This window comes from Psychromonas sp. (assembly GCF_047632955.1).
Classification (GTDB): Bacteria; Pseudomonadota; Gammaproteobacteria; order Enterobacterales; family Psychromonadaceae; genus Psychromonas.
Window position 1 is genome coordinate 1 of record NZ_JBLIED010000044.1, and the last position, 21,803, is coordinate 21,803.

The 21,803-nt window shown below is 41.6% G+C and carries 20 protein-coding genes; 12 read left to right on the forward strand and 8 right to left on the reverse strand.

Going from position 1 to position 21,803, the window contains the following annotated elements; all coding sequences use genetic code 11:
* Positions 1-175: 175 nt before the first annotated feature.
* On the reverse strand, positions 176-1,099 hold the full coding sequence (gene menA / locus ACJAZP_RS17270; RefSeq protein WP_415231988.1) for a 1,4-dihydroxy-2-naphthoate octaprenyltransferase: 924 nt from the start codon (positions 1,097-1,099) through the stop codon (positions 176-178).
* Positions 1,100-1,201: 102 nt separating this feature from the next.
* On the opposite strand from menA, the gene ACJAZP_RS17275 reads away from it, so the two are divergent.
* The 8 genes from ACJAZP_RS17275 (at position 1,202) to ilvD (ending at position 11,043) form a co-directional block, all read left to right on the forward strand.
* Positions 1,202-2,500: an isochorismate synthase gene (locus ACJAZP_RS17275; protein WP_415231989.1), complete on the forward strand. Its 1,299-nt coding sequence runs from the start codon at positions 1,202-1,204 to the stop codon at positions 2,498-2,500.
* 13 nt (positions 2,501-2,513) lie between these two features.
* Complete coding sequence (gene menD, locus ACJAZP_RS17280) at positions 2,514-4,259, forward strand: 2-succinyl-5-enolpyruvyl-6-hydroxy-3-cyclohexene-1-carboxylic-acid synthase (protein ID WP_415231990.1); 1,746 nt, start codon at positions 2,514-2,516, stop codon at positions 4,257-4,259.
* Positions 4,246-5,043 carry a 2-succinyl-6-hydroxy-2,4-cyclohexadiene-1-carboxylate synthase gene (gene menH / locus ACJAZP_RS17285; RefSeq protein WP_415231991.1) on the forward strand — a complete coding sequence of 266 codons (798 nt, stop codon included), beginning with the start codon at positions 4,246-4,248 and terminating at the stop codon, positions 5,041-5,043. Before menD ends, menH begins: the two co-directional genes overlap by 14 nt.
* Before the next feature lie 60 nt (positions 5,044-5,103).
* A complete protein-coding gene (gene menB / locus ACJAZP_RS17290) occupies positions 5,104-5,946 on the forward strand; it encodes a 1,4-dihydroxy-2-naphthoyl-CoA synthase (RefSeq protein ID WP_415231992.1) in 843 nt (280 codons plus the stop codon).
* Between the two features lie 270 nt (positions 5,947-6,216).
* Positions 6,217-6,819 carry a peroxiredoxin C gene (locus ACJAZP_RS17295; RefSeq protein WP_415231993.1) on the forward strand — a complete coding sequence of 201 codons (603 nt, stop codon included), beginning with the start codon at positions 6,217-6,219 and terminating at the stop codon, positions 6,817-6,819.
* A gap of 359 nt (positions 6,820-7,178) precedes the next feature.
* Positions 7,179-8,825 (forward strand): acetolactate synthase 2 catalytic subunit, encoded by a 1,647-nt coding sequence (gene ilvG / locus ACJAZP_RS17300; RefSeq protein ID WP_415231994.1) that lies wholly within the window; start codon positions 7,179-7,181, stop codon positions 8,823-8,825.
* The gene (gene ilvM / locus ACJAZP_RS17305; protein WP_415231995.1) at positions 8,822-9,079 is read left to right on the forward strand and encodes an acetolactate synthase 2 small subunit; all 258 of its coding nucleotides are present in this window, start codon (positions 8,822-8,824) and stop codon (positions 9,077-9,079) included. Before ilvG ends, ilvM begins: the two co-directional genes overlap by 4 nt.
* Positions 9,080-9,204: 125 nt before the next feature.
* On the forward strand, positions 9,205-11,043 hold the full coding sequence (gene ilvD, locus ACJAZP_RS17310) for a dihydroxy-acid dehydratase (RefSeq protein ID WP_415231996.1): 1,839 nt from the start codon (positions 9,205-9,207) through the stop codon (positions 11,041-11,043).
* 76 nt (positions 11,044-11,119) lie between these two features.
* On the opposite strand, the gene ACJAZP_RS17315 is transcribed toward ilvD, so the two are convergent.
* From ACJAZP_RS17315 to ACJAZP_RS17345, 7 genes are all read right to left on the reverse strand, one after another.
* Positions 11,120-12,124, reverse strand: a complete 1,005-nt coding sequence (locus ACJAZP_RS17315; protein ID WP_415231997.1) for a substrate-binding domain-containing protein — start codon at positions 12,122-12,124, stop codon at positions 11,120-11,122.
* Positions 12,125-12,157: 33 nt separating this feature from the next.
* Positions 12,158-13,081, reverse strand: coding sequence for a ribokinase (rbsK, locus tag ACJAZP_RS17320; RefSeq protein ID WP_415231998.1), 924 nt, complete (start codon positions 13,079-13,081; stop codon positions 12,158-12,160).
* A 154-nt stretch (positions 13,082-13,235) separates the two neighbouring features.
* Positions 13,236-14,114, reverse strand: coding sequence for a ribose ABC transporter substrate-binding protein RbsB (gene rbsB, locus ACJAZP_RS17325; RefSeq protein ID WP_415231999.1), 879 nt, complete (start codon positions 14,112-14,114; stop codon positions 13,236-13,238).
* 70 nt (positions 14,115-14,184) lie between these two features.
* Complete coding sequence (gene rbsC / locus ACJAZP_RS17330; protein ID WP_415232000.1) at positions 14,185-15,159, reverse strand: ribose ABC transporter permease; 975 nt, start codon at positions 15,157-15,159, stop codon at positions 14,185-14,187.
* Positions 15,156-16,661: a ribose ABC transporter ATP-binding protein RbsA gene (gene rbsA, locus ACJAZP_RS17335; RefSeq protein ID WP_415232001.1), complete on the reverse strand. Its 1,506-nt coding sequence runs from the start codon at positions 16,659-16,661 to the stop codon at positions 15,156-15,158. The genes rbsC and rbsA overlap by 4 nt, the downstream gene beginning before the upstream one ends.
* 26 nt (positions 16,662-16,687) lie before the next feature.
* Positions 16,688-17,104 (reverse strand): D-ribose pyranase, encoded by a 417-nt coding sequence (gene rbsD / locus ACJAZP_RS17340; protein ID WP_415232002.1) that lies wholly within the window; start codon positions 17,102-17,104, stop codon positions 16,688-16,690.
* A 611-nt stretch (positions 17,105-17,715) separates the two neighbouring features.
* Positions 17,716-18,534 carry a winged helix-turn-helix domain-containing protein gene (locus ACJAZP_RS17345; protein WP_415232003.1) on the reverse strand — a complete coding sequence of 273 codons (819 nt, stop codon included), beginning with the start codon at positions 18,532-18,534 and terminating at the stop codon, positions 17,716-17,718.
* 699 nt (positions 18,535-19,233) lie between these two features.
* Between ACJAZP_RS17345 and ACJAZP_RS17350 the strand changes: the two genes are divergently transcribed.
* The 4 genes from ACJAZP_RS17350 (at position 19,234) to ACJAZP_RS17365 (ending at position 21,787) form a co-directional block, all read left to right on the forward strand.
* Positions 19,234-20,118 (forward strand): hypothetical protein, encoded by an 885-nt coding sequence (locus ACJAZP_RS17350; RefSeq protein ID WP_415232004.1) that lies wholly within the window; start codon positions 19,234-19,236, stop codon positions 20,116-20,118.
* An 89-nt stretch (positions 20,119-20,207) separates the two neighbouring features.
* A complete protein-coding gene (locus ACJAZP_RS17355) occupies positions 20,208-20,570 on the forward strand; it encodes a hypothetical protein (protein ID WP_415232005.1) in 363 nt (120 codons plus the stop codon).
* A 12-nt stretch (positions 20,571-20,582) separates the two neighbouring features.
* Entirely contained in the window at positions 20,583-21,275 is a 693-nt protein-coding gene (locus tag ACJAZP_RS17360; protein WP_415232006.1) for a C39 family peptidase, read from the forward strand.
* A gap of 17 nt (positions 21,276-21,292) precedes the next feature.
* Entirely contained in the window at positions 21,293-21,787 is a 495-nt protein-coding gene (locus ACJAZP_RS17365) for a hypothetical protein (protein WP_415232007.1), read from the forward strand.
* The last annotated feature ends 16 nt before the right edge of the window (positions 21,788-21,803 follow it).

The following is a 21,803-nucleotide window of genomic DNA, read 5'->3' on the forward strand; positions in this document are numbered from 1 at the left end:
ATTATACAAGTATTAGCGTTAAACAGAACACGGAATTCAAAATAAAATAAAATATGTTGCTTTTTTAGCCATTTATTTAGTGATTTTGATAAAAATGGCTTAGTTATGTTGGTTATGAGGGGCCGCAGGCGGGCTTATCGGATTTCTTAAAATACTAAGAAAATAAAAAATGGACTCAATTCATGGTAATTAACACCAGAGCGAATAAAAGGCTAAATACAAAGGTTGATAAAGCCGTATTTTTAAGTTCCTGGTTAAATATCTGACCATCACGCAAATCCTTAAAGATCGCCTCTTTTAAGCGCAGACAACTTTTGATCAGCGGACTAAAACTGAGCAAAAAAACAAATTGCCAGGTTTGTACATTTTCAAGCAGCCCGAAGTAGCAAACGGCGCAAATAAGCGCGCCAATAATAAGGACCAGATGATAGATAAAGGCATTTTTACGCCCCCACAAAACCACCAAAGTTGTTTTATTGGCTTCTTTATCCGTGTACATATCGCGCATATTATTAATGTTTAAAACCGCTGCGGATAAAAGCCCGACACTGGTTGCGGGTAAAAGTAAGGGCCAGCTAAGGGTTAAAGCGTAAAGGTAATAACTGCCTACTACGCCTAATAAGCCGAAAAACAGAAAAACAGAAAAATCACCCATGGCTCTGTAGCCGTAGGGTAATTTCCCCATGGTATAGGTTATCGCAGCGATGATAGCCAATAAACCAAGCAATAAAAAAATCGCCCAACTGGTTGCATTGGAGCCTAATGCGACCACCAACAAGGTAATGCCCGAAACTGAAACCAAAAGCGTGGTTAACAGGATCGCCATTTTCATACTTTTTTGGCTGATCGCCCCGCTCTGCATCGCACGTGCCGGACCAACACGCTGCACATTGTCTGCACCGGAGTTAGCGTCACCATAATCATTGGCTAGATTTGATAAAATCTGCAGTAATAATGCAGTCATTAGCGATAAACTAAAAATTAACAGGTCAAAAATTTGTGCTTGAATGGCGAGTCCTGCCCCTAAGATAATTGAAGCTGCTGCAAGCGGCAGTGTACGTAAGCGTAATGCGCTTAACCAAATTGAAACCTTACTCATCTAAATATCCTAAATAATTGTGGTTATACGCAGTTCCGCTAGGAATCGGCTCTTAATCGCGCTACATTAGCAACCCTTAATTTATAAATATATCATGAGCCCATGTTAACTGTTGAGCCTAATTTCAATTTAATGGTCATTTTTATCTGTGAACAATTACAACAGTTTGCAATCAAACAGGGCGATAAACCACGCTCTAATCTGGTTATCCCGCTCACTCGCTTTGATTTACTCAGTTTATTAAAAGGGCAATCATCGGGCAGCGATGCCATTTATCCAAGAATTTACTGGGAGGATAAAGAGCATCTGCAGAGCATTGCCTGCTTTGGCGCGATTGAAGAATGTGTGAATATTCCCGAGCCCGCTGCCGAGGCTTGTTATTTTGGCGGACTGGCTTTTCAGCAACAGGGAGCGCAGTGGGAAGATTTCCCCGAAACACTTTTTATCCGCCCCGCTCTGGAATTTAAATTAGAAGCGCAAAAATTAAGCTTAACTTGTCATTTTAACGGCACTAACAGTATTGAAGAGAGCTTATTATTAATCAATCGCCTGCAAAAACCTGTCTCTCCTGAAGCGGTCAATAATATCGTTATATCTCGGAAAGATCTGCCCAATCGACAACAATGGGCACAGCTGGTTGAATCGGCCATTGAGTATAAAGCCTTAATTCCTAAAGTTGTTTTATCGCGACAAACGGAGCTAATTTGTGAGCAACAAGTAAATCAATGGGATTTGATTAGTCAATGGCAGCAAGCGAATCCGAACAGCTTTCATTTTGCCTTTCAGTTTTCTAAAAACCATGCTTTTATCGGTTGCTCCCCGGAACGGCTTTTTTCCCGTGAAAAAACTTGTCTTAAAACCGAAGCCTTAGCCGGAACAGTGAACCGGGGAAAGGGGCCGCGCGAAGATGCTATTCTGCTGCAGAGCTTGTTAAGTAACAAAAAAATTGACCGAGAAAACTATTTAGTGCAAGAGTTTATCGTCTCTAACCTTAAACGCTTAAAGGCCGAGGTTATCTGCTCTGAGCCGCACGTTATGCAGCTGCGTAACGTTCAGCATTTACGGGTAGAGATTAACGCTAAATTAAAAGCGCAAACCAGCGATGCACAGCTTTTGCATAATTTACATCCGACCCCCGCTGTAGGGGGCTCTCCAAAGCGCCCTGCTCTGCAGTTTATTAACGATAAAGAACATTATAATCGTGGTTGGTATGCCGGTACTGTAGGCTATCTGCGCGCTGATAAAAGTGATTTTAGTGTCGCCATCCGCTGCGCTCTGCTGTCGGACAAAAAAATAAAATTATTTGCCGGCGCAGGCATTGTGACAGGTTCAATTGCCGAACAAGAATGGCAGGAACTGGAAAATAAGATTCACACTATTTTAGATATTCTATCGGTGTAATTTAAGGTAAAAAATGACCACGACATTATATAAAGAGCCGGCTTCATTTGCTGATCAGTATTCTAATATCAACCTGTTATGGGCATCGCTGTTTATTGAAGAGCTGGTGCGTAACGGTATTTCAGATTTTTGTATTGCCCCGGGCTCCCGCTCAACCCCTTTAACATTAGCCGCCGCAGGGCATAAAGAGGTCAATACCCATGTCCATTTTGATGAGAGGGGGTTAGGATTTTTCGCACTCGGCCTGAGCCAATTTAGCCGTAAACCCGTAGTGATCATTACCACCTCGGGCACTGCGGTCGCAAACCTTTATCCCGCGGTGATTGAGGCGAAACAAAGCGCGATCCCTTTGATTGTCTTATCTGCAGACCGGCCGCCTGAACTGCTCGATTGTGGCGCAAATCAAGCCATTGACCAATGTCGGATATTTTCTCATTACCCGGTTTTTTTTGCACAAATCCCAAGCGCGACAACACAAATCAAACCTAATTATCTGTTAACCACTATTAACCAAGGTTTACAACAGCAGAAACAGACGCCCGCACCGATTCATTTTAATATCGCATTTTCAGAGCCCTTATATCCGCACACAGCAACGCTTAATTATCAAAGCTATTTACACCCCTTACAAGAGTGGTTAACAGATAAACAGCCCTTCAGCCGCTATTTTCACAATGAAGCCCCTTTCCCGGCGGCAACGGAGACGACCTTAAGGGATAAAAAAGTAGTTATTATTGTCGGCCGCGTCAGCGATCTTAAGCAGGCTATAGCAATTGCTGAATTTGCCGCATTAAATAACTACCCTTTGTTAGCCGATCAGCAATCCACAATAGCCGGAAATGCCAATAACCTGCACTATTATGACCTGCTACTGGTCAATGATAAATTCACTGAAACGCTGCAACAGGCAGATATTATCGTGCAGTTTGGGGATCACCTTATTTCCAAACGCCTTAATCAATTTATTGACGAATTTGCAGGCGACTACTTATTGGTTGATTCAAGTAATGCTCGAATCGACCCGACTCACCGTTTAAGAAAAAGGTTTGTGTGCTCAGCCGCGCAGTGGATAAAAAGCCAGCAGGATAAAACAGTCGCCATTGATAAACACTGGTTACAGGCACTGCAAAAACAAAATTTTTATATAACCGAGCAGATAATCAGTCCCTTTTTAAACAATAACCTGCTCAGTGAAATATCGGTGATCTGTGCACTGGATAAATTACTGCCCGCCAACAACCCGGTATTTATCGGCAATAGTATGCCAATTCGTTTAAGCGATATGTTTTTTAGAGAAAACACCGCGCTGCCCTTTAGTAATCGCGGGGCAAGCGGCATTGATGGGTTGCTGGCAACGGCAAGCGGTATTGCAAAGTCTTGTGCAGCGGTTACCACGCTATTAATTGGCGACACCTCTTTTCTTTATGATTTAAATTCTCTGGCTTTATTAAAACAACTAAACGGTCCCTTTGTGATCATTGTGTTTAACAATGATGGCGGCGCAATATTTAATCTTCTGCCAGTGCCTGCCCAGCAAAAGCAAGATTATTATCAATTACCCCACGGCTTAACCTTTGCCGACAGCTGCAGGCAATTTTCAATCGACTATTATCAACCCGCAGACCTGACCCAATTTACAGCTGATTATCAAAGATCATTACACAATCGCCTTTCTTTGATTGAGATTTGTGTGAAAAACGACCAAACTTACAACCACCTTGAAGACATCAAAGGACAAGTAAAGCATGCCACTTTTTAGTCAAACACAGGGCGCACCACAATCCCCTGCTTTAGTTTTTTTACACGGTTTTTTAGGCAGTCATCAGGATTGGTCTGAAACCATAGAACAACTTAAAGACTGTTTTTATTGCGTTTCTATCGACCTGCCCGGGCATGGAAATTCCTTCGCCGTAACCACACCACTGGATAACGGTTTTGAGGCAACACACAGGTCGATTAAAGCTGTACTCGACGACTTACAAATCAAAGAATATATTCTTATCGGTTATTCCCTTGGTGGCCGAATTGCGCTTGATTACGCCCGTACGCAACAGGATCCGCGTTTAAAAGCGTTGCTATTAGAGTCTTCTCATACGGGTTATCAAACCCAGGATGAAAAAGATCAGCGTTTTGCACATGACCTTAATTGGGCGAAGCGCTTTGCCACACAAAGTATGATGGAAAGTTTAAATGACTGGTATCAACAGGATATCTTTAAGGATCTTTCCTGCGAGCAAAAATACAGGGTAATCAATAAACGCAGCCGAAATTACGGTGTCTGTTTAGCCAATATGCTGCTGGCAACCAGTCTTGCCCGACAAAGCAATGCATTATCTTTTTTACAACAGAATGCGACACAAGCAAAGCCGTTACCTGTTTATTACTGTTTTGGTGAAAAAGATAATAAATTTAAAGCCTTAGGCAGCACCTTGAGCAAGTTTAAAAATATCCGCATAACTGAATTCAGCGGGGCTGGACATAATATTCACCAAACTCATCCGCGACAATATGCACGTTTTATTAAGCAGCATTTCAGTCAATAACCTATATACCCAAATTACTTGAAGATGCAGATTGGGTATAGATAATAATGAGAGAAAAACATGCCGGAAAAAGATGGCTATGCACCAATAACATGGAACAAAAGCGAATTAAACTTCACTGATATTCTTTACCACAAGGCCGACGGGATCGCCAAAATAACCATTAACCGTCCGCATATCCGTAACGCTTTTCGTCCCAAAACCGTAAACGAAATGATGCAGGCGCTGCAGGATGCTCGTTATGACGGCGACATCGGGGTCATTATTCTCACCGGTCAAGGGCCTTTAGCTTTTTGCTCCGGTGGGGATCAAAGCGTCCGCGGAGATTCAGGTTATAAGGATGAGACCGGCGGTCATCATCTTAACGTTCTGGATTTTCAGCGCCAGATTCGCACCTGCCCTAAGCCTGTAATTGCTATGGTGGCAGGTTATGCGGTGGGCGGCGGCCATGTACTGCATATGATGTGTGATTTAACCATCGCGGCGGACAACGCACAATTCGGGCAAACGGGCCCTAAAGTGGGATCCTTTGATGGCGGCTGGGGAGCCAGTTATATGGCACGCATCGTGGGTCAGAAAAAAGCCCGCGAAATTTGGTTTTTATGCCGTATGTATGATGCCCAGGAAGCGCTGGATATGGGCATGGTCAATACCGTGGTTCCGCTTGTTTATTTAGAAAAAGAAACCGTAAAATGGTGCCGGGAAATTCTACAAAACAGCCCGATGGCGTTGCGCTGTTTAAAAGCTGCATTAAATGCCGATTGTGACGGGCAGGCCGGACTGCAGGAGCTGGCCGGTAATGCCACCATGCTTTTTTATATGAGCGAAGAAGGGCAAGAAGGTCGTAATGCTTTTAATGAAAAGCGTAAACCCGATTTTTCAAAATTTGGCCGAAACCCGTAATATTTTCAGCGCACTGTCTGATGGGAATCTGCATATAGCGGAGATTTGATCAACAAAGCAATAGAAATGTTAGCACTTTGGTCTAAACTCCTAACAGATTCACAGTGAATTCTATATTTGCAGTGTTTTTCATGACAAGCACTTAGTTTGATAGTCTTTTCCTATCAAACTGATTGAGATAAACAATTCGAATATTTTTATAATTTGACGCATTCTATCGCGTCAAACAACGTGTGAAAGCACTCTTTTAATTTTTAAAAGGAATAACTCATGGTATTAGTAGGCAAACAAGCTCCTGATTTTACAGCAGCAGCTGTTCTAGGTAATGGCGAAATCGTTGATAGTTTTAACCTGAAAGAATTTTCTGCCGGTAAAGAAACTGTCATATTTTTCTACCCTCTTGATTTTACTTTTGTATGTCCTTCTGAGTTAATCGCATTCGACAAACGTTTTGGTGAATTCCAGGCACGTGGTGTTGAAGTGATCGGTGTTTCAATCGATTCACAATTCACTCACAATGCATGGCGCAACACGGCAATCAACGATGGTGGTATCGGTCAGGTACAATACCCACTGGTTGCCGATGTTAAACATGAAATTTGTAAAGCCTACGATGTTGAATTAGAAGCTGCCGGTGTTGCACTGCGCGGATCTTTCTTAATCGACAAAAATGGCGTAGTTCGTCATCAAGTAATCAATGATTTACCGCTAGGCCGTAACGTCGATGAAATGTTGCGTATGGTTGATGCATTGCAGTTCCATGAAGAGCATGGCGAAGTATGCCCTGCACAATGGGTTAAAGATAAAGCCGGTATGGAAGCCACGCCAGAAGGTGTTGCTAAATACTTATCTGAGCATAATGACGACCTGTAAATTTAAATAAAAAATGGCATTCCGGTGTAGCATAAAGGCAGTCACTGCTTAAACACACAGCAAGCACCAGATTTCCCCATTAATATTTAAATCAAAACGGCTTCTTAATGGAAGCCGTTTTTGTTTCCGGAATAAAATTACCCATCCCAATAAGCTTGTTTCTTTTTAATCGCAGTTAAAAATCAATGACTTTTGAGCTGCAAGTGTTTTTCGGCGGACTAACAATCAGTGAACAATAGTTGAGGAAGTTACTTTAATTTGCTATAAATACGCACCCTAATATTTTACTAATTGCTTGTTTTGATTTTTCTTGTTAAAACAAAAAACGATAAATATTCACTAAATTCAGGAATAGACTAATGAATGGTGCCCACTTTGTCGTCCAGGCATTAAAGCAGCAGAACGTAACGCAAGTTTTTGGTTATCCTGGTGGGGCCATTATGCCCCTTTACGACGCACTCTATGATGGCGGTGTTAAGCATCTTTTATGCCGTCATGAACAAGGTGCTGCGATGGCCGCTATCGGTTATGCACGCGCAACCGGAAAAACCGGTATCTGTATAGCAACGTCAGGTCCTGGTGCAACCAACCTGATAACCGGACTTGCAGATGCATTATTGGATTCAATTCCAATTGTCGCTATTACCGGGCAAGTGGCCAGCCATTTAATTGGTACCGATGCTTTTCAGGAAGTTGATGTATTGGGTCTTTCCTTAGCCTGTACCAAACATAGTTTTATGGTGCAAAGTGCAGAGGAATTAGGGCCGATTATTGAGCAGGCGTTTCAAATCGCTCAATCGGGCCGCCCCGGTCCTGTCTTGATCGATATACCCAAGGATATTCAACTTGCGGATGCCGTTATCCATCACCTGACACAAACCATTAGCGACCCGAAACCCCTGAATCAATCACTGCTACTACAAGCAAGGTCAATGATTCAATCGGCCGATAAACCCCTTCTTTACGTAGGAGGTGGTGTGGGTATGGCCGATGCTGTCGATGAATTGCGCAGTTTTATTAAAACCTCAAAAATCCCCAGTCTCTGTACATTAAAAGGCATTGGCTGTATTCCCTGTGATTCTGATTATTTTCTCGGCATGGTCGGAATGCACGGCAGTAAAGCGGCTAATATAGCCATTCAAGAGTGCGACCTGCTGATTGCTGTAGGCGCACGATTTGACGATCGAGTTACCGGAAAACTGGATGAATTTGCTCCCCATGCAAAAGTTATCCATCTTGACGCAGATGCCGCCGAAGTAGATAAATTACGCGTGGTTGAACTGGCCATGAACGATGATTTGAAATTAATTTTACCGGCAATCGAAACCTCCACCAGCATACTCAACTGGCGCAGCCACGTGGCAAAAATGAAAATGGATTTTGCCAATCGTTATGACCATCCCGGAGAAGCCATTTTTGCTCCTGCTCTGCTTAGAAAAATTGCACAAATGATGCCGGCAGACACGGTTATCTGCAGTGACGTGGGACAGCATCAGATGTGGGTTGCACAGCACATGTTTGTCGATCGCCCGCAAAACCATATTTCTAGTTCCGGTTTGGGCACCATGGGTTTTGGCATTCCGGCGGCTGTTGGCGCACAACTGGCAAGACCTAATGATACTGTTATTGCGGTTTCAGGTGATGGTTCATTTATGATGAATGTACAGGAACTTGGTACCATTAAACGCGGTAAACTACCGATTAAAATAGTACTGATTGATAATCAACGTTTAGGCATGGTGCGCCAATGGCAGCAGCTGTTTTTTGAGGGACGCTACAGCGAAACAATTTTAACCGATAACCCGGATTTTGTGACCCTGGCAAGTGCCTTTGATATTCCCGGCGAAACCATTGTCGCAAAAGCGCAGATCCCCGATGCCCTGAACAGACTGCTTGGCAGCGAAGGCCCCTATTTGTTACACGTGTCTATTTCAGAAGCGGAAAATGTCTGGCCATTGGTGCCGCCGGGCGCTGCAAACCACAAAATGATGGAGTGTTTAGAATGAAATACTTAATGATAATTCAAGGTCAGAATAGCCCTGAATTATTGGAACGACTGTTGCGCGTTATTCGTCACCGCGGTTTTTTCGTACAAAAAATGAACGCCGAATGCACTGAAAATTGTAAATTGTTACATGTTACCGTGACGGTCAGCAGTGATCGTCCGGTGAGTTTATTAAGCAAACAAATTGAAAAAATATTTGGTATTACGCAAGTTGCAGTACTCGGGCAGGCGCAACCTGTAAAAGAAAGTGCCTAGTTAGCCAAGTAACTAAATGAGTACCGGTACTCATTTAGTAAGAGCATAATAAAGCCTTTGCAGACTCTGATCCTCTATTAAGCAGTAATGAAGAGCCCTCAATTATCAACCAGTAAGGAATTAAAATGCCTCAGTATCGTTCAAAAACATCCACTCATGGCCGTAATATGGCGGGTGCTCGTGCATTATGGCGTGCGACCGGCGTGAAAGATGATGATTTCGGAAAACCAATCATTGCCATTGCCAACTCATTTACCCAATTTGTTCCCGGCCATGTACATTTAAAGGACATGGGACAACTTGTCGCAGGCGCTGTTGAAGCTGCTGGTGGTATCGCCAAAGAGTTTAATACCATTGCTATTGATGATGGTATCGCGATGGGCCACTCGGGTATGCTTTATAGCCTGCCTTCTCGAGATTTGATTGCAGATTCAATCGAGTACATGGTCAATGCGCACTGTGCAGATGCGATAGTTTGTATCTCCAACTGTGACAAAATCACGCCGGGAATGTTAATGGCGTCGTTGCGTTTAAATGTCCCGGTTATTTTTGTTTCCGGTGGCCCGATGGAAGCGGGTAAAACCAAACTTTCGGATCAAATTATCAAGCTCGACTTGGTGGATGCGATGGTGATGGGACCGGATAAAAATGTCTCCGATGAGGATCTTGAAAAAGTAGAGCGCAGTGCCTGCCCTACCTGCGGATCCTGCTCGGGTATGTTTACCGCCAACTCAATGAACTGTTTAACCGAAGCACTGGGGCTTTCATTGCCGGGTAACGGCTCAATGCTAGCGACCCATTCCGACCGTGAACAGCTGTTCCTGGACGCCGGTAAACGTATTGTTGAAATCACTAAACGTCATTACGAAGAAGATGATTATTCAGTATTGCCGCGCGCTATTGCCTGTCGCGAAGCTTTTGAAAATGCGATGGCACTGGATATCGCCATGGGCGGATCAACCAATACAATTTTACATCTGCTTGCCTGTGCTCAGGAAGCTGAACTGGACTACACAGTTTCAGACATGGATGAGATGTCTCGCCGGATTCCGCAGCTCTGTAAAGTTGCACCGTCTACCCCTTTATACCATATGGAAGATGTGCATCGCGCCGGTGGTGTGATGGCGATTCTAGGGGAATTGGATCGCGCAGGTTTATTAAACAGTAATATTCCAACTATTCTTAGCCCGACCATGAAAGAGCAGTTGGCAAAATACGATATTATGCAGACCACGGATTCAAAAATCATTGATTTTTACCGTGCAGGTCCAGCCGGTATTCGTACCGTACAAGCCTTCAGTCAGTCGTGCCGCTGGGATACGGTTGATAATGACCGCGCAGCAGGTTGTATCCGCTCCCTGGAGCATGCTTTTAGTACCGAAGGTGGTCTAGCCGTATTATTTGGCAATATGGCCGTTGACGGCGCAGTGGTTAAAACTGCCGGAGTTGATGATGATAACCTGACCTTTACCGGTCCGGCTAAAATCTACGAAAGTCAGGATGATGCCGTAGCCGCGATCTTAGGCGGTAAAGTGATTGAGGGTGACGTGGTTGTTATCCGTTATGAAGGTCCTCAGGGTGGTCCGGGTATGCAGGAAATGCTTTATCCGACCAGTTACCTGAAATCTATGGGACTCGGTAAAAAATGTGCCTTAATTACAGATGGCCGTTTCTCCGGTGGTACTTCTGGACTATCAATTGGTCACGTTTCTCCGGAAGCCGCAGCCGGTGGTGTGGTTGGTCTGATTGAAAATGGCGATATTATCGATATCAACATTCCAACACGGGCAATCGACTTAAAAGTATCTGAAGCAGTGTTAGCCGAACGTCGCACAGCAATGGATGCTAGAGGCTGGACACCCATCGACCGTGAACGCCACGTTTCAACTGCACTAAAAGTATATGCAATGATGGCAACATCGGCCGATAAAGGCGCAGTGCGCGATATAAGCAAGCTGAAATAAAAGCCAGAAAGAGAAAGCTGGAAAGCAGAACCAAAAAAGCCAGTTGCTATTTTTAGCAACTGGCTTTTTTAATCATTTAATTTATCTGTTTAACACTGTCCCGCTCAACTAATGTCGGTTCCAATTTTATTTCTAAATCATTTTCTCTGTTGCTTTGAATTTTATCTAACAAAGTATCAAATGCTTTACGCCCTAAATTAAATTTAGGTTGATGGACGGTGGTCAATGAAGGGGTAAAGTATCTGGCTATTTTTATATCGTCATAGCCAATAATCGACAAATCATCGGGGATCGAAACACCATGTTTGCTGGCGCTGTTAATAACCCCTAACGCCATCATATCGTTGCAGACAAACAGTGCGCTGGGCAAGGTGCCCGTTTTTAATATCTTTTCGAAAGCTTGTTGCCCCCCTTCACATTCAAAGTGTCCTTCCACCAGCCAGTCTTTATTGATCATAAGCCCGGCATCTTGGATTGCCTGTTTATAACCCGCAAAACGTTTTTCTGCGGTATGTTGATTAAGAGGTCCGGTAATACAGCCGATTTGTCTGTGACCTTTTTTTATCAGGTACTGGGTGGCTAAATAACCACCCAGGTAAGAGTTGTCCTGTATTTTATCTGCCGGAAAGTGTGTTTTACCACAATCCATCACCACAGTCGGCACAGCTTTATGACGGGCGAAAATATCCAGATTTTGACTGACAATCTCATCGCTCATCAGTAATAATCCATCCACCCTTTTTTGTAACAGCATGTCGATATTAAAACGTAACCGTTCCAAATCACCTTCGGTATTACACAACAGTAGATTATAACCTTGCTCATAACAGCGCCGCTCCACGCCTTTTACAACTTCCGCAAAAAAGGGATTGGTGGAGGTTGTCACTAACATTCCAAAGGTACGGGTATGTTTAAGCTTAAGGCTTCTTGCCAAGGCCGACGGAGCATATTGCAGTTCATCAACGGCCTTTTTTACGCGTTCCGTGACATCTTCGCTGACATAACGGGTTTTATTTAAAACATGACTGACCGTTGAAGTAGATACGCCAGCATGTTTTGCCACATCTTTTATGGTTGCCATTCGCTTGTTCAAATCCTTAAATTATTATTATTATTATTTTTCCATCTGCGCTAAAAATTTGTCAACAGTGCGGCGATTCGGAATCGATGTTTGCGCGCCTTTACCGGTTACCGTTATTGCGGCAGCGGCATGGGCAAAACGAATCGCCTCTTCCATTGTTGCCTTTTCCAACAAGCGGGTCAACAATGCCCCGTTGAAAGTATCCCCCGCAGCGGTTGTATCAACGGCTTTCACCGCAAAACCTTTTATCTGTTTGCCATTACCTGCCTGACTCAGCCACACCCCTTCACGACCAAGGGTTACCATAACAATATTGATGCCCTTATTATGCAACTTTTCAGCCGCTTGTTGTGCCGAGGCCATATCCTTGACTGGAATGCCCGTAAGCTGTTCAGCTTCAGTTTCATTGGGCGTAATAATATCAACCAATTTTAATAACTGATCACTTAATGATTGCGCAGGAGCTGGATTCAAGACCACCATAGTTCCGGCAAGTTTTGCCGTTTCAGCGGCTGCCTGAATCGTTGCAATGGGCGTTTCCAACTGCATCAGTAACATTTTAGCGCCGCTGATAAGATAAGAAAAAGGTTTTAGACGATCTGGGGTGAGGTGATTATTTGCCTCCCCTGAGATGCAGATACTGTTCTCCCCGGTTGCCGATACTTGAATCATGGCAATCCCCGTTGGAGTGTTTTTTTCAATCATCACCGCATCAACATTCATTCCATCCTCTTTAAAAGATTCACGAATATTAACCCCAAAACTATCATCACCAACGCATGCAATGAACGCTACATCGGCCCCTAAACGCGCAGCCGCGACGGCCTGGTTGGCGCCCTTTCCTCCCGGAATGACAGCATAGCCCATGCCGTGTAGAGTTTCCCCTGGGCGTGGAAAAGAAGGAACTTGTAAAACATGATCGGCATTAACGCTGCCCAGAACGACTAATTTATTCATAATATGGACCATTATTAATTAAGGTTAAAACAGATTGTTTAGGGTTGTTTTAAACAAGCATAAACAAGCTTAAACAATTCATTTTAAAGCAGGAGGGTGAAAATACAGCCCGGGAATTAAACGCCCGGGCTGCTTTACTTAAGCTGCCTGAAGATTATTTAACAATCATCATCAGTTCAACTGGAATGTATTTTTCGACAGCTTCACCTTTAAGTACTTTTACTGCAGATTCAACACCGAGAGCACCAATCATACGCGGTTGTTGAGCAATAGTTGCACCCAGTACTCCACGTTTAACAGCCGCAATACCACCTTCTGTGCCATCAAAACCGACCACTAATATGTTTTTACCCGATGCCTGCACGGCGCGAAGAGCCCCTAATGCCATTTCATCATTTTGAGCAAAAACAGCTTGAGTATCAGGTTTAGAAGCAAGCAGATTTTCCATTACATTCAGACCTTTTGTACGGTCAAAATCAGCAGGTTGGCTGGCTAACAAATCCATGTTATTCATTTTAACGGCTTTCATGAATCCTTCACCACGTTCACGGGCAGCAGACGTACCGGCAATACCTTCAAGCTGCACAACTTTGGCATTTTTACCGATTTTATCACTAATAAATTTACCCGCCATTTCACCACCGGCGACGTTATCCGATGCGATATGAGTCACCACATCACCGCCAGCTGCACCACGGTCTAGTGTTAACACCGGAATTTCAGCTTGATTAGCAATGCGAATCGCATTGGTAACCGCATCGGAATCCGTCGGATTGATTAAGATTGCTTTTACACCGCGGACAACAAGATCTTCAACATTTGATAACTCTTTGCTAGGATCATTTTGTGAATCCAGCACAATCAGTTCATAGCCTAATTCATTGGCTTTATCTTCGGCTCCCTCTTTCATGCTCACAAAAAAGGGATTATTCAGGGTTGAAACAACCATAGCGATAGTATCTTGAGCCATCGCACCGGCGCTAAAAGAAGCTGAAATAACAGCTGCGGAAATCAATTTAGTGAATGTCTTCATGTTTTATTCCTTTGCTTTGTTAATAATGTTACGGCGTTTTACAACGTCCGCGAGGGGGTGAAATCAATTCTCATTTTTGTTTATTGTCGACCAGTACAGCAAGCAGAATAACCAGCGCTTTAACAATCATCTGGAAGTAAGATGATACGTCTAACAGGTTTAATGCATTGTTTAACACTCCGATAATCAAGGCACCAATCAGGGTACCCGTTATCCGTCCTTTACCGCCCGCTAAACTTGTTCCGCCGACAACCACCGCGGCAATCGCATCTAACTCATAGCCCATACCGGCTGTTGGTTGTGCCGAGGATAAACGCGAGGTAATAATGATTCCGGCAAGCGCCGATAATAATCCGCAAATGGCATAAACACCGATCTTCACGCGATCTACATTTATTCCGGATAATCGTGTTGCAGACTCATTACCGCCTAATGCATAAACATAACGGCCGAAACGGGTGTGATTAAGCAGATACCAGATAGAGGCAAAAACCGCCATCATTATCCAAACCGGCACCGGAATACCAAACACATAACCCGTACCAAACCACGCAAAATTATCCGCAACATCGGTAAATCCCGCCGAAATTGGACGGCCATCGGTGTATACCATGGTCACACCGCGAAGTAAGGTCATGGTCACCAGCGTTGCAATAAAGGCTTGAACTTTACCTTTGGCGATTATCCCCCCCGTTGCACAACCGAGCAGCGTACCGCCCAGTAAGGCAACCGGAACGGCAATAATAATGGGTATTTCCAGGCTTATCATACTGGCGGCAAAAGCGCCGCATAAAGCGAGAATAGAACCAACGCTTAAATCGATACCGGCGGTTAAGATAACCAATGTCATGCCCGCCGCAATAATGGCGATCACCGAGGTTTGGCGGAGAATATTAAGCAGATTATCAACGGTAAAAAAATACTCATTCATAAATGCCACAACAGTAATCAATAAGATTAATGCAATCAGGGATTTTTGCTCAATAAGCCATTCCTTATTGAACAACTTACGCTTGGGTTGTGTCGTTATCACCTTGTTGTTCATGCTGCTACCTCTTTGTTAATTTTACCAACAGCACAAGCCATTAGTTTTTCCTGATCTGCGTCTGCGTGGTTAAATTCACCACTGATTCGTCCCTGATGCATCACAATAATACGATCGCTCATACCGAGTACCTCGGGCATTTCAGAAGAAACGAGAATAATACTCATGCCTTCCGCTTTAAATTGGTTAATAAGCTGGTAGATCTCCTTCTTAGCACCAACATCGACGCCGCGAGTAGGTTCATCGAGGATCAGCACTTTGGGTCTGGTCATCAACCCTTTGGCAATCGCTACTTTTTGCTGATTACCACCGGATAAATTACCGATGATTTGATCCATTGACGGAGTTTTAATATTAAATAAACCGATGAAGTCTTCAACGGCCATTATTTCAGCCTGATGATGCAACTGGATCCCCTTTGAGAACTGTTTTAATGCACAAAGTGACATATTTTCTTTAACGGATAATCCCAGGACCAGTCCGTCACCTTTACGGTCTTCGGAGATATAAGCAATACCATGAGCAAGTCCCTGCTGCGGACTGCGCGGATCAATAGCGGTGCCTTCTAAAAGCAGTTCACCGGAATCGCGTTTTAACGCGCCGTAAATCACCTTCATTAATTCAGTGCGACCCGCGCCCATTAAACCTGAGACGCCCAATATTTCACCATGATTAAGGGATAAACTAATATTATGCACATCGGCAGACGATAAATCTTTCACCTCTAAACAGGTTGTACCGTGTGTGCTATCTATACGGGGATACTGTTCATCTAATCGCCGTCCGACCATTAATTCAATTAAGGTATCCTCATCTATCTCGGCGACTTTGCGCTCGGCAATAAATTTTCCGTCTCGTAACACGGTGATATCATCACAAATCTCAAAAATTTCTTTTAAACGATGGGAGATATAAACAATGCCGTAACCCGCATCGCGCAGTTCGTTAATAACCTTAAATAAAGATGCCGTTTCCGTATCGGTTAATGCATCTGTCGGCTCATCCATAATGATAACTTTGGATTTAAAGGAAAGCGCTTTGGCTATTTCAACCATCTGCTGCTCACCGAGGCTAAGCTCTCCAAGTAGCTGCGAGGATTTATGTTTTACATTTAAACGCTGCAGTAAAGCATCTGCTTCGTCAAACATAACGGACCACTTAATACCGCCAAACGCATTGGTTATTTCGCGTCCAAGAAAAATATTTTCGGCAATGGTTAATTCCGGAATCAGGTTCAACTCCTGATGAATAATACCAATGCCCGCCTCCTGTGACTCTCGAGGACCTGCAAAATTAACATTCTGGTTTTCATAACGCACTTCACCTTGATCAAGTGCATAAATACCGGTTAACACTTTCATTAACGTTGATTTACCCGCACCATTTTCCCCTAATAACGCCATGACCTTACCGGGATAAACATTTAAACACGCATTATCAAGGGCTTTTACGCCCGGAAATGATTTATGAATGCCTTTTAGCTGTAAAATTGGCTGATCCATCTCAGCTCCTTAATTATTATTTGTCACTAAAAAACCACACCAGATTGGAAAATAACATTAGCATAAGGTGTACATTCACCGCTGCGAACCACCGCTTTGCTGTTATGTGTTCTTTCCTTAAAGGCTTCGTGACTGATATAGATAATCTCTATCCTGCTGCCGGCAAGCTTTTCCTGTTCAACAAGTTCAATTAATGCCCGGTGTAAATCAGGACTGACTTGTTTGAATTCACTGGCTAACAGAACGCCGGTAATTTGCATTTCGCTTAAGATAACGCGGACAGTATCAATAAATGCAGGTACGCCATGCGTTAAAGCAAGATCAATTCGTTGTGTATTACTGGGAATGGGCAGTCCCGCATCACAGATAGTTATTTCATCAAAATGTCCTAGCGAGGCTACAAGGTAAGATAATTCAGCGTTAAGGAGTGCTGTTTTTTTCATGGACTTTGCCTTAATCATTCATTATAGGTTGAAGATTGATATTCAGTGTAAATTACGAACGAAACGATTGCGCAAACGTTTCGATAGCGTCAATTTAGAACAAAATAAAAAGAATTGCACTTTAGTTAGCGCGAATTTGTGATCGGAGTCTAACGGAAAGGTTTAATATTTTGGGTTGCGGGGATGATGATTTGCCATTTTAAAAATAGCTTATTGGTTACTTATTTCCTAACTCAATGATGCTACATATCGTCATTGAGTTAATGAAATTGTATATGAATCATTCAGTTGAACAACTTAAACTATTAACTAGCTAGCTAGCAATGGAGCAAAAAAATAGCTAATCAATCTACTTGAAGGGTAAGTCTGAGGGGGGGAATGACTGCTATCTTTTAGCAATGCATCGGGATAAGGCATTGATTGCAGTGATTAGTTGTTCTAGTTATACAAAATTCTATGGAATGATTTTGAACAGCTTTGGCTGGCCACGCAGTAGGGAATAACAGAATGTTATGAATCATAAGCAATAGCAAAGACTAAAACATCGTTTTATGCCTAGCTAGGCTTGTGTTTTAAGCAGCATAAAGAAACAAAAATTAATGAACTTGGTATTAGCTCTCCTTTTCGGTATAAAGTTTATAGCCAACGCCTTTAATAGTTAAGATCCAACGCGGGTTATCTGGGTCAAGTTCAACTTTTCTTCTTAATAAATACATGTATTGATAGAGATCAGATTTATTTGCCCGGCCTTTAGGCCAGAGATGGGTGATGATTTTTTCTGTCCTGCATACTCGTTCAGGATGTTCAGCTAAGAAGGTAAAGAGTTTAAACTCCTTGCATGTTAATTCGAGATTTTTTCCTTTTAAATAAACGAGTTGAGAATCTCGATCTATTTCAAAATCACCTAGAAGTTCAGAATCTATCTCTCGATTCAATAATGTCTTTTCATCATTAAGTTGTGGGGCTGAAAATAGGTTATTCGTTCCTAATAATGTACGGCGATCTGAGCCTGATCTGCGTACGTGATTTCTTTGTTCATAACAAACCGGAGTGCAATTACTAATATATTTATTAATATAATTGTCTAAGTTTTCAATAAAAGTATCAGCTTTAAAATAATCTACCCAAGGTAGCATAAGAGATGACAGCTTTACACTATGGTCATGTATCGCACAAACTGGGATATCACATTGATTATTAATATTTTTTAATGGTTCTAAATGGTCTTCTATCAGTGCTGTGGTTAACCCACGCAGATCAATGATTATGACATTGAATCTAGAACTAACGGCATTAGCATGTAATGGATCAGAACGAGATATACATGTAAAAGTGAAATGCTTAGCGACACAATACCCATTTAATAAGCCCACGATAAAACTATCATTTGAAATGATGAGGATACGATTAGTTAATTGAAAGTTCGCCATATTCAGAGCCTATATGAAGATTAATCAGAATCGTTATATTCAATATTTATTAATAGTTAGCATCACAATAAAGTAAGTCGATATACTCGCCGATCGGTTTTATCTTATGAATAAATATATCTTTCTATAAAGTCATCATTCTTTAACAACACGTGAAAAATGTAACTATGGTTGAGTTTAAAAGGTCATCAATTACAACTACTTTTTAATCTTTCCTATTGATTATCTTCATAAAATACATAACCCTAACTTCGTGGCCCGGCAAAGATATTCAAAGTCGTTGTATATTATTTAGTACAATTAATGCATGTGATTACTGCAATCAATACATTGATATAAGTGTAATAATACCAACAGTAAAACGACTATCAAACATAGCCTAGCTCAATCATATTTACACCTCTCAAATCTGACCATGCCCATCTATTATTACTTAACTCTTCAAAAAAACAAGCTTTCGAACATGCTAAAAAGAATAATTTTTGATTAAATTTTGAGGTGTTTTTAAGGGAATTAAAGTTACTCACCTACTATCTTGACTACTGAGCGGTGCATTCATAAATAACAAATATATATTAATGAATTTTTTATTTATTAGGCATGCACGCTTTATATACAGGTATAAGGTGTCGCTATTTTCTGTTTATTTACTTTAGATTGATGGTGGCAATTCAGTCAATTTTTAGCGAGGTATAAGATATGAAATTTTTTAACAAGAATATTTTGGCAGCAAGCTTAGCAGTCATACTTGGTTCAACGGCTAATGCAGTATGGGCTGACACTGAAAGTACCGGTAATCCCGCGGCCGCTGCAGACGATTATTCCACTGCTACTGCTAGTGACAATTCAGATAACAGTGTCGTGAAAACTGAAACTAAAACCGATAGCTCTGATAACAGCCTAGTGAAAACTGAAACTAAAACCGATAGCTCTGATAACAGTCTAGTGAAAACTGACACTAAAACTGATAGCTCTGATAACAGTGTTGTGAAAACTGATAGCTCCGATAACAGTCTAGTGAAAACTGACACTAAAACTGATAGCTCTGATAATAGCGTTGTGAAAACTGAAACTAAAACTGACACTAAAACCGATAGCTCTGATAACAGCGTTGTGAAAACTGAAACTAAAACTGACACTAAAACTGATAGCTCTGATAACAGCGTTGTAAAAACTGAAACTAAAACTGACACTAAAACCGATAGCTCTGATAACAGTATCGTGAGAACTAATAACTCTGATAATAGCGACAACTCAGACAATAGCGATAGCTCTGATAATAGCGATAATAGTGATAATAGTGCAGCTTGGTCAGAAGGTTGGGGAACAGCTGCAGCCAATAATGGTGGTACAGCTACAACTACCTATAGTATTAATGACTCAGCTCTTACAGGTACAGTTACTGGTAATTATGTAGATTATAATAATACTTTCGAGGATCAAGCTACAATAACTACCAGCAATAATATGACAGATACCTTTAATGGTACCGCAGGTATTAACCAAAATGTACAAAACCTAGGTGCTAATGCTTTAACTCAACAACAGGTATCGTTTCAGGGGAATGTTAATGTAACTCCATAAAAAGTCCTATTTCATTTGAGATTTTATATGAAATGACTTAATAAGTTGCTGGCAAATATTGCCAGCAACTTATATATAAGGATGGGACTATGAAGAACATATATCAAAATATTTATTTACCAATTTTTTATATTCTCTTATTGATCATAATGAGTAATCAGGTATTAGCAGAGGAAGAAATAGTAGAGTTTCCCGTCATGAATGTTGCTCCCGTAATATTGGAAGATTTGGATCAAGTTAGAGGCCTTGGTGGCATTGATGTCACCAACAACTCTAACTTAGTAGCAGTACTCTCCGACAATGACGCCACCAATAATATTACTGGATATAATATTATTAGCCAAGGCTCATTTAATGAAGCCAGCGGAGTTTTTTCGATTATTCAAAATACAGGCAATAATGTAATAATTCAAGATTCAACTATTATTACCGTCACAATTACTCCAAATTAAAGGTTAATTATTATGAGTAGAAGATTTACGGTGTTTTTATCCCTCCTGCTACTCTTATTACCAGCATATGCTGGCATTGTTAATTTACCCGGTAATATCAGTGGTGGTAACTTTTCAATTGCTGTTTCAAGTATTGCTGAACAGCGCTTCAAAACCGTCTATAAGCAAAAATACGACTTTAGCTGTGGTTCTGCGGCTCTCGCAAGTTTATTATCTTTCCATTATGACGATGTTATTGATGAGTTTGGCGTTTTTGAAAACATGTTTAGTCATGGTGACCAAGCAAAGATACAACAGCAGGGCTTTTCGTTGTTAGATATGAAACTTTATTTATCACGTAGAGGCTATGCATCAAATGGTTTTAGAATTAGTTTAGAACAACTGGCTGCAGCCGAAATTCCCGGAATAACTATTATTAATAATAACGGTTATATGCATTTTGTGATTATAAAAGGGAGCAATGAAAGAGAAGTATTAGTTGGCGACCCTGCACTAGGGCTTAAAGTTATTGACAAAGAAGAGTTTGAAAAAATGTGGGGTAAACAAATAATATTTGTTATCCAAAATAAAAAAGAAATTGCGTCTAATTATTATCAAGATAAAACAGAATGGAAACTAAGAGTCAAGGCTCAATTAGGACTTGCAGTTGACCGCTCTAGCTTAGGGTTATTCAACTTGCTGCAGCCATCAGAAATTGATTTTTAATCAATTAAGGCATTAAAATGAATAGAAACTTACTCATTATTTTTAAAGGTATTATATTATCGGCCACATTGGCTTCAATGGTAAAACCAGGCTTATTATTAGCCGCAGATAACGGTCGTTTTATTGCTCAGGAATCATCAAATATACAGCAATGGGCTGATCCCGTATCAGAATCAACTTTAGCGTCTTTCAGGGGCGGGTTTGTCTTGCCTAACGGTCTGATTGTCAATATTAGTTTTGAAAAACAAATTTTCCAAAACGGTATAGAGACTTTTTATTCTTATTTTCAAACACCTGAAAATCTTGCATTGGTTAAAAATGGACAGTTAAATATTGCATCTGAACTGGCGGATACTATCATTCAATCGGTTATCCAGAATAATCTCGATAATCAAAACATACAATCTATCAATAATATTGGCATTGACATTAAAAACTTAAACAATATCAGCAATACTTACAGTAATAACGTATTTTATACCCAGTTTGTCTTACCTAATATTTATCAATAAAGCATCTGATATTGTT